This is a genomic window from Neolewinella litorea (assembly GCF_004803465.1).
In the GTDB taxonomy this organism is placed as follows: Bacteria; Bacteroidota; Bacteroidia; order Chitinophagales; family Saprospiraceae; genus Neolewinella; species Neolewinella litorea.
The window spans coordinates 436,775-450,031 of sequence record NZ_SRSF01000001.1 but is presented as its reverse complement, the minus strand read 5'-3'; the positions used below and the strand labels follow the sequence as shown (position 1 = coordinate 450,031).

Genomic DNA, 13,257 nt, shown 5'->3' with positions numbered 1-13,257 from the left:
ATGGAACCCGCCGACCGCTCTCACGAAGTGAATGAAATCATCGGTACGCCCGCAAGCTGGCTGATGCGCAACGGTACCCTTCTGCTCGGTACGCTGATCGGTGCTCTGGTGGTATTGGCTTCCTTCTACCAGTACCCCACCACCCTGCGTGGCGAGCTGGTTCTGACGACGGTCGACCCACCCAGGCAACTCACCGCCAAGCAGGGCTTCGACGTGCAACGCCTGCTGGTGGCCAACGGTGATACGGTGGAGGCCGGCCAAACCCTGCTGGTTGCCCGGCGCGGCGAGGCCCGCTTCGAGCACGTGCTTTATCTGGAAGATCAACTCCTGAACCAGAAAAGCCTCGAACCCAAGGCCTTACTCTTGCTGGATATCCCCCCCACCCTGGTTTTGGGCGACATGCAGGATGCCGTGTACCAGTTCCAGGAAAAACAGGCCCTGTACCGTAACCTCGCCGCCCGGCAACTGGATGCCTATACCTCGCGCGAACTAGACGCCATGATCGCCCGTGAGGAAAGGGAAGTGAGGGTGCTGCGCGACCGCGAGGAAAGGCTGAAGGACGAAGTCATTAACGCCCGGGTAGCGCTGGCGCGGGAACAAGAACTGTCCACCAACGGCGTGCAGTTTACTGAACGATTGACGACGGCTCAGCAAAAGCTTGAGCGTGCGGAGGAAGACCTGCAGCGCAACACGAGCAAGCTGCGGTCCACCAGCTTCGCCATCGAACTGATGCGCAATCAAATTGAATCCTACCGCTCCGGCCAGCAGGGAAGCACGCAGCAGGCGGGCATCGACCTGCGCGAAGCTTTCGACGCCCTGCAAAGTGCGGTTACCCGCTGGAAACGAGATTACACTACCGTCAGCCCGGTGGCCGGCAAGGTCATTCTCAGTCCCGAAGTACAGGAAGGCAACTACCTCGCGGAGGGGAAGTTGCTGGCTACCGTATTGCCCCTCAATGCCGGTGGTACGGTGGGCCGGATGGAACTGGACGTGCGCGGCAGCGGCCGCATCGAAGAGGGACAACGGGTGGTAGTGGACTTTCCAAAGTGGCCGGCCCTGGAATACGGATCGGTCACGGGGGAGATTGCTTCGGTTGGCCTGGTGCCCGTAGCGGGAAAATTACCAGTGCAGGTGGCCTTCCCCGAAGGGCTGGTTACCAGCACGGGGCACAACATCACTCCCGATCCTTTTCTGCAGGGAGAGGCCACGGTCATTGTTGACCAGCGCCGTCTGCTTAACCGACTGCTCTCCGTCTTTTAGGCGAAGAGCTCTTCGTAAATTTCCCGTACGGTGGCCACCGTGTGAATGCGGATGCTGTACCGCTCGGGATCAATACCCTTTACGTTGTATTTGCTGACGTAGATACCCCGGAAGCCGAGGCGGTCCGCCTCCTGGATGCGTTGCTCAATGCGGGTCACAGCCCGGATCTCGCCACTCAAGCCGACCTCGCCGGCGAAACAGAGGTCGGGCGAGATCATCACGTCCTGCGCCGAAGACAACAGGGCCGCGATGATGGACAGGTCGATAGCCGGATCGTCGACGCGCAGCCCGCCAGCGATATTGAGGAATACGTCCTGATTACCCAGCGACAACCCGGCCCGCTTTTCCAGTACGGCCAGCAACATGGACAGCCGCCGCAGGTCAAAGCCGGTAGCGGAGCGCTGCGGGGTACCGTAGACGGCGGCGCTAACCAGGGCCTGCACCTCGATGAGCATCGGACGCATGCCCTCCAGCGTAGCGCAAACGGCCGATCCGGAAAGGTTCTCATCACGTTCACTCAGCAGCAGCTCACTGGGGTTGGACACCTCCCGCAATCCTTCGGAATCCATCTGGTAGATGCCGAGTTCGTCGGTGGAGCCGAAGCGGTTCTTGAGCGTCCGCAGGATGCGGTAGGTATAGTTGCGGTCGCCCTCGAACTGGAGTACCGCATCCACGATGTGTTCCAGCAACTTGGGTCCGGCGATGCTTCCCTCCTTGGTAATGTGCCCGATCAGGAATACCGGTATGCCGCTTTCCTTGGCGAAACGCTGCAGCTCGGCGGCGCATTCGCGAACCTGGCTAACCGTTCCCGCCATACTGTCGACGTGCGGGCTGGCCAGGGTCTGGATCGAATCCGCGATGACTAGATCAGGTTTGAGATTCGCGGCGTGCTGGAGGAGCTTATCCGTATTGGTTTCGGTGAGCAGGTAACAGTTGTCCATGGAGCCTCCGAGCCGGTCGGCCCGCATCTTGATTTGCTCCTCGCTTTCTTCTCCGCTGACGTAGAGCACCCGTTTGCCCAGGCGGAGGGCCAATTGCAGGAGGAGGGTGGATTTACCAATGCCCGGCTGACCACCAAACAGCACGATGCTTCCAGGCACGATGCCTCCGCCGAGCACGCGGTTGAGCTCCCGGTCCGGACCTACCAGGCGTTGCACTTCTCCGGCCGTCACCTCGTCCAGACGAACGGGTCGCGGGCCCTTGCCGATCGGCCCGGCCGCAGCTGCGGCGGCACCGTTGCCCACCGACCGCCAGTCCGGTTGCTGGGTTATGCGGTCGTTCTTGGACTGTACCACTTTCTCCTCAACGAGCGTATTCCATGCTTTGCAGGACGGGCACTGCCCCATCCATTTCGGACTTTCGGCACCGCAGTTGGTACAGAAGAAGGCGACTTTAACTTTGGCCATAAGGGAATTTCAATAAGCGGTTCGGCCCGCAAGATACCACAAATTGTTGGGTCAACCCTTGCTTCTACCGATTACTACCACACCCGAGATTATAAATACCGCTCCTACCCCCTGCAGGAGGTTGATGTGCTCCTGCAGCAGCAGATATTCGAGTAAAATGGTTGCCATGGGGCCCACTGCCCCGACGATGGCGGCATCACCCGCCCCGAGGCGCTTGACGCCTTCCGTGACCAGATAGCTCGGAATGACCGTGCAGAATACCGCCATCCCGGCCCCGTAGGCATACACCGGTATCGGCAATCCAAGCAAAGGTTGCGTGCTCAGGCTCACGTGTGTGATGACGGCAAGGGAAGAAGTGATCAGTGCCAGACTGGTAAAGCGAATATTACCCAGCCGGGGGGCCATCCGGCCGCTACCGATGATGTAGCAGGCGTAGAACAAAGCGCTCAGAAACACCAAGCCGGCGCCCTTCAGGAAATTGCTGCCGGAAGTCAGGTCCGAGCCGCTGAAGGCAATAAAAATGCCGAGGTAACAGATCCCCGTAGCTACCCACTGCACCGGCCGGATCCGCGTGCCGAAGGTGACCCGCTGGATCAAGAGCACCAGGGTTGGGTAAGTAAACAGGATGACCCGCTCCATGCCCGCCGTGATGTACTGCAGTCCCAGGAAATCGGTATAGCTGGCGAGGTAATACCCGATCACACCAAGCAGCAGGATAGCGCCCAGGTCCCGCGGGGTGATCGTACCGTGCTGCCTGCCCCGCTGCCCGCGAAAGTATCCGATCAGCAGAAAGAGCGGTAAGGAGAAGATCATCCGAAGCCCCAGCAAACTGATGCTGCTCACGTCGTAGGCGTAGGCCAGTTTGATCACCACCCCCTTGGAACTGAATAGCACCGCCCCCGCCAGAAGGCAGGCGATCCCGATGTTGCGCGAACTGTAGGTGCGGGAGTAGGCCATGCGGGTACGGGACTAGCCGGTAGTAAGGGGCAACCTCCTAATGGACGGTGAGGTAAGCCACGGCCATGCCCGCGATGATGATGAGGAATTTGGTAACTGAGATGCCGTGCCGGTGACTACCGTCGGCCTCGAAGAGAATGGTAGTGGAAATGTGCAGGAAACTACCCACCACCAGCGCCAGTATGCGCAGTCGCCACTCCGGATCGATGCTGAGTATCTCCCCGAGGGCCACCCCAATCGGCGACAGCATCCCGAAAATGGTCAGGCAGGTCCAGATGAAGGCACTGGAAAATCCCGATCCCCGCAGCAACAATCCGAGGGCAAAGGCCGCCGGCAGTTTGTGCATGGCGATGCCGTAGAGCAGGTGGTCGTCGTGAAAGTGCCCCGCTGCATCCACGTACGCACTACTCCCCGCCCCCAGGGGTAGCCCCTCCAGCAGCGCGTGAACCCCCAGGCCGAACATGATGCCAATGGCAAAGCCAACACCCTGCCCGCGGTGGACGTGCACGTGCCCGTGCTCTACGCCTTGGCTAAACCCCTCGAGTAATAATTGAATAAAGAATCCCAGCAACAGCCAGAGGCCGGCGGAGCTTGACCCCCGGCCGAAGACATCAGGAATGAGTTCCAGGGCGGCGATGCCGAGCAGGTACGCCCCGCTGAAGGACAGCAAGGTGGGAAGAAACTTGCGCAGGCGGTCATCGCCCAGTTGCGATGCCCCCCCTCCAATCAGGGCGGTGGAAAAGAGCAGGATGTATTGCCAAAAGGCCATAGTGGTGGGGGTCCGAGCTACGCAAACGCCGCGGCCCTGCTTTAGGTTACGGTCGCCGTCGGGTAAGGTTGCGAAGCAGGTAAACCCCCAGCGCACCGATCACCATCCCGAGCACCGCCCCGGCCAGGATGTCCCCCGGAAAATGCTTGCCGACGTACACTTGCGCCAGGGCAATCGTCGCCGCCCACAGCCACAGCAGCAGACGCCATTGCCACTGCCGTACCAGCGTAAGGGACAGCACGGTGGCCAGGGCGAAGTGATTGGTAGCATGATTTGACGGAAAGCTGTACTGCCCTCCACAGGACACCAGCACCCTCACCTTTTCCGACAGCACCGGGTCGGCACAGGGTCGCAAGCGACCCGCCCAGGGCTTGATAACGGTAGCGGCCAGCTGGTCGGCCACGGTGATTACCAGTCCAATACACAACAACAGGTAAAGCGTTTGCCGGGCACCGCAGGTGCGGTACATCACCCAAAGGATAGCCGCGTAAAGTGGTATCCACGTCAGCTTATCGCGGTAAACGGGCAGGGCGGCATCCAGAAAGGGATTGGCCAGTTCCTGGTTGATAAATTGGAACAGGCTGTGGTCGAGGGACATCATCGGCTCCCGGCCACGACGGCGACCATTTTGTGCGTTTGCCGGGCACCGTCGGCGGCGAACGTCTCCACGACCACGATGTAGGGGCCGGGAGGGGCCAGACCGCCATCGTCCCTACGACCATCCCAGCTGAGCGAACCCGTCGTACCCAATAAATTTGACCGCAGCGGGGCAACGACTCGACGGCCCTCCAGATCAAATACCTGTAGGTTGGCCAAATAGCCGGGATCGGGTGATTCGTAGTGCAGGATAAAGCGGTCCTCATAACCATCGCCGTCCGGACTGAAGGTGGTGGACTCCGCCTCGATCCGTAATTCTCCAGCTGCCAGGGTAGCGGAACGATTCTGCGAGTTGGGCCGCGTCGGGGTACCGTAGCCGGAGGCCGTTGCGGCACTGGCCCAATTGTCGCGACCGGCAAGGACCGATCGGGGGTCAATCCGTTCGAGGCTGACCCCTTCAACGGACGAGAGCCACTCCGCGTGGAAGTCCTCATGGTAATCAACGGCATCCAGTACCGCACCGTCGGGTAGGCGCAGCGAAAGGTTACCGCTTTCGTTCGGCAGCGAGGGCAGGCGCATCTCCACAACCTGAGCGGTGTCAACATTGGCAAATCGCGCGGACAGGTCTTCACCGTCGGCGGTAAGTACCACGTATCCGCCGGGGGGAAGCAGAAAAGCGGTATCCACCCGCTTGGGGCGGCTGGCCGAATTGCGGTTGTACAGTTGCAGGCCCGCCAGGTTAAAGGCGGAAGAGGAGGTATTGAGGAGTTCGACGTAATCGTGCCCCCCCACTACGGGGTTGAACAGAATTTCATTGATGACCAATTCACCGGCTGCGGGGTCGTCGGCCAGCAACAGGGGTATTCGCTGTTCACGGTCCGCGTAGTTGCCGGCGCAGTCGGCGTAATCAGGTAGGATCACCAGTTCGTATAACCGGCCGCGTTCTACCGAGGCGAGGGGCAAATGGTGGTTCTGGCCGTCACTGGTCGCGGATGGTACCGGCAACCCGTCAACCGTGAAGAATATGGACCCGGCAACCGGCTCATCAAAAGAAACATCGACGCCTGATGGGGTCAGGGATGCAGAGACCAGAGCCGGTGGTTGCCGGTCGGCCGGCTGACCGTATACGGCGTTGGCCCGCCCGGGTGAACCGCCGGCCGCCTCGGTACTTGCCCGCCAGTGGCCGGAACAATCGGTGGCCCCGCTGCCGGTGTAGGCCAGGCTGTACCCACCACCATCTCGGTCGATATCGTGATACCAGTCGGGTGTGTACCGGAGATGCTGGATGGTGTCTGCGCCGAGGAGCAGAATAATTTCGTCGCCGCCGTTTACCAAAGCGGGCAACTGTAGAGGAAGTACCCGCGCCCCGAGCGCGCGAAATTCAGCCGTGAAGGCTTGACGTACCAACACCACGTATTCCCCGCTCTCCAGGGGGGGATACCCGGCACCCGCGGTGACCGCCCGCCCCCCCGTTGAAATTGAGAGATCATCTAACGTAATGGGCTGGTTACCAGGGTTGAATAACTCGACGTATTCAGCGTTGGGTAAACCGATCTGGGGTGTGGGATCTACCATGATTTCCGTCACCAGTACCGACTGCGCCACCACGCAAGGCGCGCAAGCGATGAGTAAGATTAGGGCGAGAACGGGTACCTTCACGGGGCGAATATAGCAAGGTCACCGGAGCCATCTGGCCGGTCGGCTGACGAGGAAGCGCGCCCCGCGGTAAGTCAACGGGGAACAAATGCTTGGTTTTCCCGGAAATTCCTTACCTTTGCGCTCCAAAAAATAGATAGCGATGCAAAAGGAGCTGCACCCCGAATCCTACCGCACGGTAATTTTCCGTGACATTAACGCGAACGTAAGCTGGCTGGGCAAATCCTGCGCCAAAACGCGCGACACGGACACCTTCGAAGACGGCAAGGAGTACCCCCTGATCAAACTGGAGATCTCCAGCGAGAGCCACCCCTTCTTCACCGGCAAGATGCAGTACGTGGATACCGCCGGTCGGATCGACAAGTTCAACAAGAAATTCGGCAAGAGCCGCTTCGCCAAGAAGATCGAGGAAGCCGAGGCCGAGGCCGAAGCCACCACTTCCGAGGAAGCGTAGTTCCTTCCTTACCCCGCATAATAAAGCCCCGACGAATTGCGATTCGTCGGGGCTTTTTCGTTGGTGCCGGGTTGGTGGATCAGAGGTGAATCACCTCGTCGTAGGCCGCGGCCGTTGCTTCCATTACCGCTTCGCTCATGGTGGGATGCGGGTGTACGGTCTTGATAATTTCGTGGCCGGTGGTCTCCAGCTTGCGGCTGGCGACGACCTCGGCTATCATTTCGGTGACGTTGCTGCCGATCATATGGGCACCGAGCCATTCGCCGTACTTGGCGTCGAAGATGACCTTCACGAAACCTTCCTTGGCCCCGGCGGCGCTGGCCTTGCCCGAAGCGGAGAAGGGGAACTTGCCGACCTTGATCTCATAGCCAGCCTCGCGGGCGGCCGCTTCGGTGTAACCGACACTGGCAACCTCCGGTGAGCAGTAGGTACAGCCGGGAATGTTGTTGTAGTCCAGGGGCTCGGGCTTCATGCCGGAGATATGCTCGACGCAAATGATGCCTTCGGCGCTGGCCACGTGGGCGAGAGCCGGACCGGGGACCACGTCGCCGATGGCGTAGATGCCCGGTACGTTGGTGCGGTACATATCATCGACCTGAATGATGCCACGGTCGGTTTCCACGCCGAGATCTTCCAGCCCGATATTCTCCGTATTGGGGGTAACGCCGGCGGCGGAGAGGACTACGTCGCACTCGATTATTTCCTCCGTGCCCGTCTTCCGGTTTTTGGTGGTGACCTTCAGGGAACTGCCCGAGGTATCGACTGTCTCCACGCTGGTATTGGCCAGGGTCTTGATGCCCTTTTTCTTGTAAATCTTGGTCAGCTCCTTGGAAATGTCCGCGTCTTCCCGGGGGACGAGGCCCTGCTCCAGGAATTCCACGATGGTGACTTCCGTGCCGATGCTGCTGTAGAAATAGGCGAACTCCACGCCGATGGCGCCGGCGCCCACGACCACCATGCGCTTGGGCTGTTCGGGCAGCGTCATGGCTTCCCGATAGCCGATGATCTGTTTGCCGTCGATGGGCAGGTTGGGCAGCTGCTTGGCCCGCGTACCGGTGGCCACGATAATGTGCTCGGCGTCGTAAGTAGTGGCTTTGCCGCTCTCGTCGGTCACTTCGACCTTCTTGCCGCGGATCAGTTTACCCGTCCCGGACAGGACGTCGATCTTGTTTTTGCGGAAAAGAAAATTGATGCCTTTGCTCATTCCGTCGGCCACGCCGCGGCTGCGACCGATCATCTTGTCGAAGTCGGCTTTGGGTGCCTCCACTTCGATGCCGTAGTCGGCGGCGTGATTGATGTACTCGAATACCTGGGCGCTCTTCAACAGCGCCTTGGTGGGGATACAACCCCAGTTGAGGCAGATGCCGCCAAGGCTTTCCCGCTCAACGACGGCCACTTTCATGCCCAGTTGGGCAGCCCGGATGGCGGCCACGTAACCGCCGGGGCCGCTTCCGACAACGATAAGATCGTAAACCATATATATGGTGATTTTTAGGTGGAAGCCGCATTGGAGGGCCTCCTTGGTTCTGTTTGGGTCGCGAAGATAAGGTGCCCGACGGCGTCCGTCGTCCCGAAAGCCGCCCAACGCTTCCCCTCCACTGGTTGCCGTGTGGAGGGGCTTTCGCAGCACAGTGAAGAAATACCGCCAGCCACAGTGAACGTAGTGCCACGCTATCCTTTCTATGCCTTTAGTATAACCAGAAATTTCCCCATGCAGAACCGCACCGTAATCGACCACGTCACTCCCCAAATCAATAACGGAAGATTTCCCATTAAGCGCGTGGTCGGCGAGCAGGTTAAGGTTACCGCCACCATTTTCGGCGACAGCCACGATTACCTGCGGGCACTGATTGAATACCGCAAGGCCGATGCCGACGTCTGGCACATCACGGAGATGGAAGAGGGCAAGAATGACATCTGGACCGGCAGCTTCCCGGTTGACGAACAGGGTTTTTACGAATACCGCCTGGTAGCCTGGGTCGACCACCTGAAGACCTGGTACCGGGGTTTTAAAAAGAAACAGGCCGACGGACAGGAAATGGGCGTGGAATTACAGATTGGTGCCAACTTCCTGAGCGAAAAGGCCGAGGGCCTGGAAGGCGAAGACCAGCACCGCGTCACGGAGGCCATCCAACGGCTCGGTGGGGACAACGAGTCCGAGGCCGTGGAATACGTGCTGAGTGATCACTTCGCCGAATTGCTGCACGACTATCCCCTGCGGCGCATGACCACGGTGTACGACCGCGGGCTGAAAGTAAAGGTGGGCCGCAAGCGGGAGCGTTTCAGCAGCTGGTACGAGATATTTCCCCGTTCGACGTCGCCCGACATCAACCGCAACGGTACGTTCAAGGATGTGGAGGAACTGCTGCCGCGCATTCAGGAATTTGGCTTCGACGTGCTTTACTTCCCCCCTATTCACCCCATTGGATTCCGTAACCGCAAGGGGCGCAACAACGCCGTGGAAGCCATGGAGGGCGAACCCGGCAGCCCCTGGGCCATCGGCTCCGAAGAAGGCGGGCACAAAAGCATTTTGTCCGAACTGGGCACCCTGGAAGATTACCAGCACCTGATGGGACGCGCCAAGGAATTCGGGATGGAGATCGCCCTGGACCTGGCCTTCCAGTGCGCCCCGGACCACCCCTACATCAAGGAGCATCCGGAATGGTTCATCTGGCGGCCCGACGGATCTATTATGTACGCCGAAAACCCTCCGAAGAAGTACCAGGACATCGTGCCGATCAACTTCGAAACCGAGGACTGGAAAGCATTGTGGAAGGAGTTACTGGAGGTGACCCTGTACTGGTGTGAAGCCGGCGTGCGCATCTTTCGGGTCGACAACCCCCACACCAAACCCTACCGCTTCTGGGAGTACATCATTCGGGAAACGAACGAACGCTACCCCGACGTGATCTTCCTCGCCGAAGCCTTCACGCGTCCGGCCATTATGGCCGAACTGGCCAAGCGCGGATTCCAGCAAAGCTATACCTACTTCACCTGGCGCACATCAGCGGCCGAGATGCGGGAATACCTGGAGGAGCTCACCACCACGGAACTTTCCGAATACATGCAACCCAATTTCTGGCCAAACACACCGGATATCCTGGCCTACGAAATGATGGGCGCCAACGAAAACCAGTTCGTGAAGCGACTCCTGCTCGCCGCCACCCTATCAAGCAGTTACGGCGTGTACGGTCCCAGCTACGAACTGATGGAGAACCGCGGAAACACCAACGGAAAGGAAGAGTACTACGACAGCGAGAAATACATGGCGCGGCACTACGACTGGTCGTACCGCAACCGCATTACCGATACGTACCGGCGCATCAACCGAATCCGGAAGGAACACGCGGCCCTGCAGCAGACGAACAACATCGTCTTTACCGACAGCAACAACCCGAACCTGCTGAGCTACGTCAAGTACTCCGACGACCGATCAAGCATTGTCTGGTGTATCGTCAACTTCGACCCCCACAATCCCCAGGACGGGTACTGCGGCGTGCCTACCGAGATCGTCGGCCACCGCAACTTCCAGGTGCAGGATCTACTGACCGGCGCGACCTACTGGTGGAACACCGGGGCAAACTACGTACGGCTGGATCCGGGCTTCTGGCCCGCCCACGTCCTGGAGGTCAGGTTGCAGTAATAGGACAACTAGGCCGGCTCGCGTACGAACAGGTACTGGGTGCTGCCGCCCGTGCTGCTGGCGTTGCCTTCACTGGGCAGCACCATGGCTTCGACGTAGCGCCAGCCGTTGGCGATGAGGTAATTTACGGCATGCATTACACTGTTGAATTTGATGCGCTCGCCAATGTTCGGATCGATCACTTCCATGCGATTGCGCGAACCGCCGTTGATGCTCTGCCCGTAATCGATGAAGATCGTCACCTTATTGGACAGGAAGCGTTCCTGGGCGATCATGCGTACCATCTGTACTTCCTGCAGGTTGTTGATGTTGACGCCGTCGACCACGACTTGCGAGAAGGCGGTGAGGGCGAAGCCGAAAACGAAGGTCAGGCTCAGAAAAAGCTTTTTCATTGGAGTGATTTGTCTGCGCATACAATGCTTAAAGGTGTCCCCCGGATACCCGGCAAGGCAAGTATAGGAGTTCCTTAACGAAATAGAGGCCGCGTGCCGACGTTTACCACACTATGCTTATCCTGATTCTCCTGCTGCCGTTCCTCGCACCGCCCGACGGGCCCGTGGAATGGCTGCAACCGCTCACCGTTACCCTGGAAGATACCTTCGTGGACCAGCCCGTGACCTACACCTTCCGTTTCCGCAATGAGACGGATGCACCCGTGGTCATAGACAATGTACGGGTGGGATGCGGCTGCACGGCCACCGAATGGGAAGAACAACCCGTTGCTCCCGGCCAGGAAGGCCAGTTGACCGTAACCTTCGACGCTGACACGGCGGGTTTTTACCGCAAGTACGTGAAGGTATTTTTCCGCGGCCACCGCGGGGCACACAAGCTCTGGATCGAGGGATTCGTCGAAAACGAACCCTAGACCCTGCGCAAAGGCGTACCTTCGCCGCCTCAATAAAGATCTACTATGACTTGGTTGACTTGGGTCCTGCTGTTGGGCTACCTCGGCCTCAGCTTGGCGCTCTACCGACTATTTCCCCGTGCCGGACGGCCCGCCGTCCACGCCCTTATCCCCGGCTACAATATGTGGGTGGTATCGGAACTCGTCGGTCGCAAGGGCAGCTACAGCCTGCTGTTGCTCATCCCCTACTTCAACATGATCTGGTTCGCGGGCCTCATGGTCGACCTGGCCCGGTCCTTCAATCGCTTCAACTTTTTCGAGCATGTCCTGGCGGTAGTCGCCAGCTGGGGATACTTCGGATGGCTCGGCACCCAGGACCCAGTATATCGCGGCCCTATCCTCGTCGAGGAACGCGAATGGCAGTCCCGCCTGGCCGCCGCCGAAAAGGCCCAGGACCAGCGCGAGATCCGCAAACTGCGTAATCAGGCCCCCTTCGCCAAGCCCGTGCTGCGCGACTGGGCCGAGGCAGCCATATTTGCCATTTTTGCCGCCGCCCTCATCCGACTGCTGCTAATCGAAAGCTACATTATCCCCACGCCTTCGATGGAGGGCAACCTCAACGTAGGCGATTTCCTGTTCGTGTCGAAGGTCAACTACGGTCTTCGGCTGCCGGAGACTATTCTGATGCTCCCCCTCGTCCACAACCGCGCTCCGGTAGTGGGTGGCGAAAGTTACATCGATGGAGCCGGCCTACCCTACCGGCGGCTGCCCGCACTTGAAGAGATCGACCGCTACGATCCCGTGGTGTTCAATGTGCCCTCCGGCGACAGCGTATACATCTTTCCCTACCGCACCTACTCGGCCAACGACTACGAGATGGGCAACATCGACGCCAATGCCGCCGCGGCAATCGCCAGTGGTCGGGCGGAACTCGTGACCCGCCCCCGCGACAAAAAGGACCACTACGTAAAGCGGGCCGTAGGCCTGCCCGGCGAGACGCTCGAGCTCCGCAACCGTGAATTGTACATCAACGGCGAACGGGTACCGGACCCTGAAAATATCCAGTTCCTTTACGACCTGACCTTCACCGGACCACCCAACCGCTCGCAGTGGAGCGATATGGGCATCAGTGCCGACGACGTGCAGGCGCGCAACGCCACCAGCTTTGTCATGTTCCTGGATGCCGACCAGCTGGCCGCACTCCAGGCCGGCGACCCCGGACTACAAGTTGAATTCTACGATCAAACGGTACCGAACGGCGTGCGCCTCTACCCCCACAGCGCCAAATACTTCGGCGACTGGACGGTTGATAATTACGGCCCCATCGTCATCCCCGCCCGCGGCATGACCATCGCCCTCGACGAGCGCAATTACCAGTTGTACTGGCGCCCCATCAAGGTCTATGAAGGTAACGAATCGTTCGAAATGCGGGGCGGCAAGTTCTACCTCAACGGCGCCGAGATCGCGGAATACACCTTCCGGCAGGACTACTACTGGATGATGGGCGACAACCGCCACAACTCGGAGGACAGCCGCGTCTGGGGTTTCGTGCCCGAAGACCATATCCTTGGCAAGCCCCTCTTTATCTGGTTCTCCGTCAAGGAAGGCAGCCTCTTCAATGGCGTCAACTGGGACCGCATCTTCCGGTCGGCCACCAAACAGGGCGACTAG

Annotated in this window: 12 protein-coding genes; 5 read left to right on the top strand and 7 right to left on the bottom strand. The window is 59.6% G+C overall.

Annotated features, from left to right (window positions below; genetic code table 11):
- Positions 1-1,260, top strand: a complete 1,260-nt coding sequence (locus E4021_RS01955; protein ID WP_136456212.1) for an HlyD family efflux transporter periplasmic adaptor subunit — start codon at positions 1-3, stop codon at positions 1,258-1,260.
- Here E4021_RS01955 and radA read toward each other — a convergent pair.
- From radA to E4021_RS01930, 5 genes are read right to left on the bottom strand one after another with little or no spacing between them, the layout of a single operon-like run.
- On the bottom strand, positions 1,257-2,666 hold the full coding sequence (gene radA, locus E4021_RS01950) for a DNA repair protein RadA (RefSeq protein WP_136456211.1): 1,410 nt from the start codon (positions 2,664-2,666) through the stop codon (positions 1,257-1,259). The two genes, E4021_RS01955 and radA, sit on opposite strands and share 4 nt — an antisense overlap.
- Before the next feature lie 51 nt (positions 2,667-2,717).
- Positions 2,718-3,623, bottom strand: coding sequence for a DMT family transporter (locus E4021_RS01945; RefSeq protein ID WP_136456210.1), 906 nt, complete (start codon positions 3,621-3,623; stop codon positions 2,718-2,720).
- Positions 3,624-3,660: 37 nt separating this feature from the next.
- Positions 3,661-4,392, bottom strand: coding sequence for a ZIP family metal transporter (locus E4021_RS01940; RefSeq protein WP_136456209.1), 732 nt, complete (start codon positions 4,390-4,392; stop codon positions 3,661-3,663).
- A gap of 46 nt (positions 4,393-4,438) precedes the next feature.
- On the bottom strand, positions 4,439-4,993 hold the full coding sequence (locus tag E4021_RS01935) for a phosphatase PAP2 family protein (RefSeq protein ID WP_136456208.1): 555 nt from the start codon (positions 4,991-4,993) through the stop codon (positions 4,439-4,441).
- A complete protein-coding gene (locus E4021_RS01930; protein ID WP_136456207.1) occupies positions 4,990-6,648 on the bottom strand; it encodes a lamin tail domain-containing protein in 1,659 nt (552 codons plus the stop codon). The genes E4021_RS01935 and E4021_RS01930 overlap by 4 nt, the downstream gene beginning before the upstream one ends.
- Positions 6,649-6,787: 139 nt before the next feature.
- Between E4021_RS01930 and E4021_RS01925 the strand changes: the two genes are divergently transcribed.
- Positions 6,788-7,099: a type B 50S ribosomal protein L31 gene (locus E4021_RS01925; RefSeq protein WP_136456206.1), complete on the top strand. Its 312-nt coding sequence runs from the start codon at positions 6,788-6,790 to the stop codon at positions 7,097-7,099.
- Positions 7,100-7,178: 79 nt separating this feature from the next.
- Here the strand turns inward: E4021_RS01925 and lpdA are convergent, their stop codons facing one another.
- Positions 7,179-8,576 (bottom strand): dihydrolipoyl dehydrogenase, encoded by a 1,398-nt coding sequence (lpdA, locus tag E4021_RS01920; protein ID WP_136456205.1) that lies wholly within the window; start codon positions 8,574-8,576, stop codon positions 7,179-7,181.
- Positions 8,577-8,810: 234 nt separating this feature from the next.
- On the opposite strand from lpdA, the gene E4021_RS01915 reads away from it, so the two are divergent.
- Entirely contained in the window at positions 8,811-10,742 is a 1,932-nt protein-coding gene (locus E4021_RS01915; RefSeq protein WP_136456204.1) for an alpha-1,4-glucan--maltose-1-phosphate maltosyltransferase, read from the top strand.
- Between the two features lie 8 nt (positions 10,743-10,750).
- On the opposite strand, the gene E4021_RS01910 is transcribed toward E4021_RS01915, so the two are convergent.
- Positions 10,751-11,134 carry a hypothetical protein gene (locus tag E4021_RS01910; protein WP_136456203.1) on the bottom strand — a complete coding sequence of 128 codons (384 nt, stop codon included), beginning with the start codon at positions 11,132-11,134 and terminating at the stop codon, positions 10,751-10,753.
- A gap of 113 nt (positions 11,135-11,247) precedes the next feature.
- Here E4021_RS01910 and E4021_RS01905 point away from each other — a divergent pair, with 113 nt between their 5' ends.
- Complete coding sequence (locus E4021_RS01905; protein ID WP_136456202.1) at positions 11,248-11,607, top strand: DUF1573 domain-containing protein; 360 nt, start codon at positions 11,248-11,250, stop codon at positions 11,605-11,607.
- Positions 11,608-11,652: 45 nt separating this feature from the next.
- A complete protein-coding gene (locus E4021_RS01900; protein ID WP_136456201.1) occupies positions 11,653-13,257 on the top strand; it encodes a S26 family signal peptidase in 1,605 nt (534 codons plus the stop codon).

Excerpts from the sequence above, each read along its gene's own strand:
- E4021_RS01925 (WP_136456206.1), top strand. The coding sequence starts at position 6,788 with ATGCAAAAGGAGCTGCACCCCGAATCCTACCGCACGGTAATTTTCCGT.
- E4021_RS01955 (WP_136456212.1), top strand. The coding sequence starts at position 1 with ATGGAACCCGCCGACCGCTCTCACGAAGTGAATGAAATCATCGGTACG.
- radA (WP_136456211.1), bottom strand. The coding sequence starts at position 2,666 with ATGGCCAAAGTTAAAGTCGCCTTCTTCTGTACCAACTGCGGTGCCGAA.
- E4021_RS01945 (WP_136456210.1), bottom strand. The coding sequence starts at position 3,623 with ATGGCCTACTCCCGCACCTACAGTTCGCGCAACATCGGGATCGCCTGC.
- E4021_RS01900 (WP_136456201.1), top strand. The coding sequence starts at position 11,653 with ATGACTTGGTTGACTTGGGTCCTGCTGTTGGGCTACCTCGGCCTCAGC.
- E4021_RS01915 (WP_136456204.1), top strand. The coding sequence starts at position 8,811 with ATGCAGAACCGCACCGTAATCGACCACGTCACTCCCCAAATCAATAAC.
- E4021_RS01905 (WP_136456202.1), top strand. The coding sequence starts at position 11,248 with ATGCTTATCCTGATTCTCCTGCTGCCGTTCCTCGCACCGCCCGACGGG.
- E4021_RS01940 (WP_136456209.1), bottom strand. The coding sequence starts at position 4,392 with ATGGCCTTTTGGCAATACATCCTGCTCTTTTCCACCGCCCTGATTGGA.
- E4021_RS01910 (WP_136456203.1), bottom strand. The coding sequence starts at position 11,134 with ATGAAAAAGCTTTTTCTGAGCCTGACCTTCGTTTTCGGCTTCGCCCTC.
- lpdA (WP_136456205.1), bottom strand. The coding sequence starts at position 8,576 with ATGGTTTACGATCTTATCGTTGTCGGAAGCGGCCCCGGCGGTTACGTG.
- E4021_RS01935 (WP_136456208.1), bottom strand. The coding sequence starts at position 4,993 with ATGATGTCCCTCGACCACAGCCTGTTCCAATTTATCAACCAGGAACTG.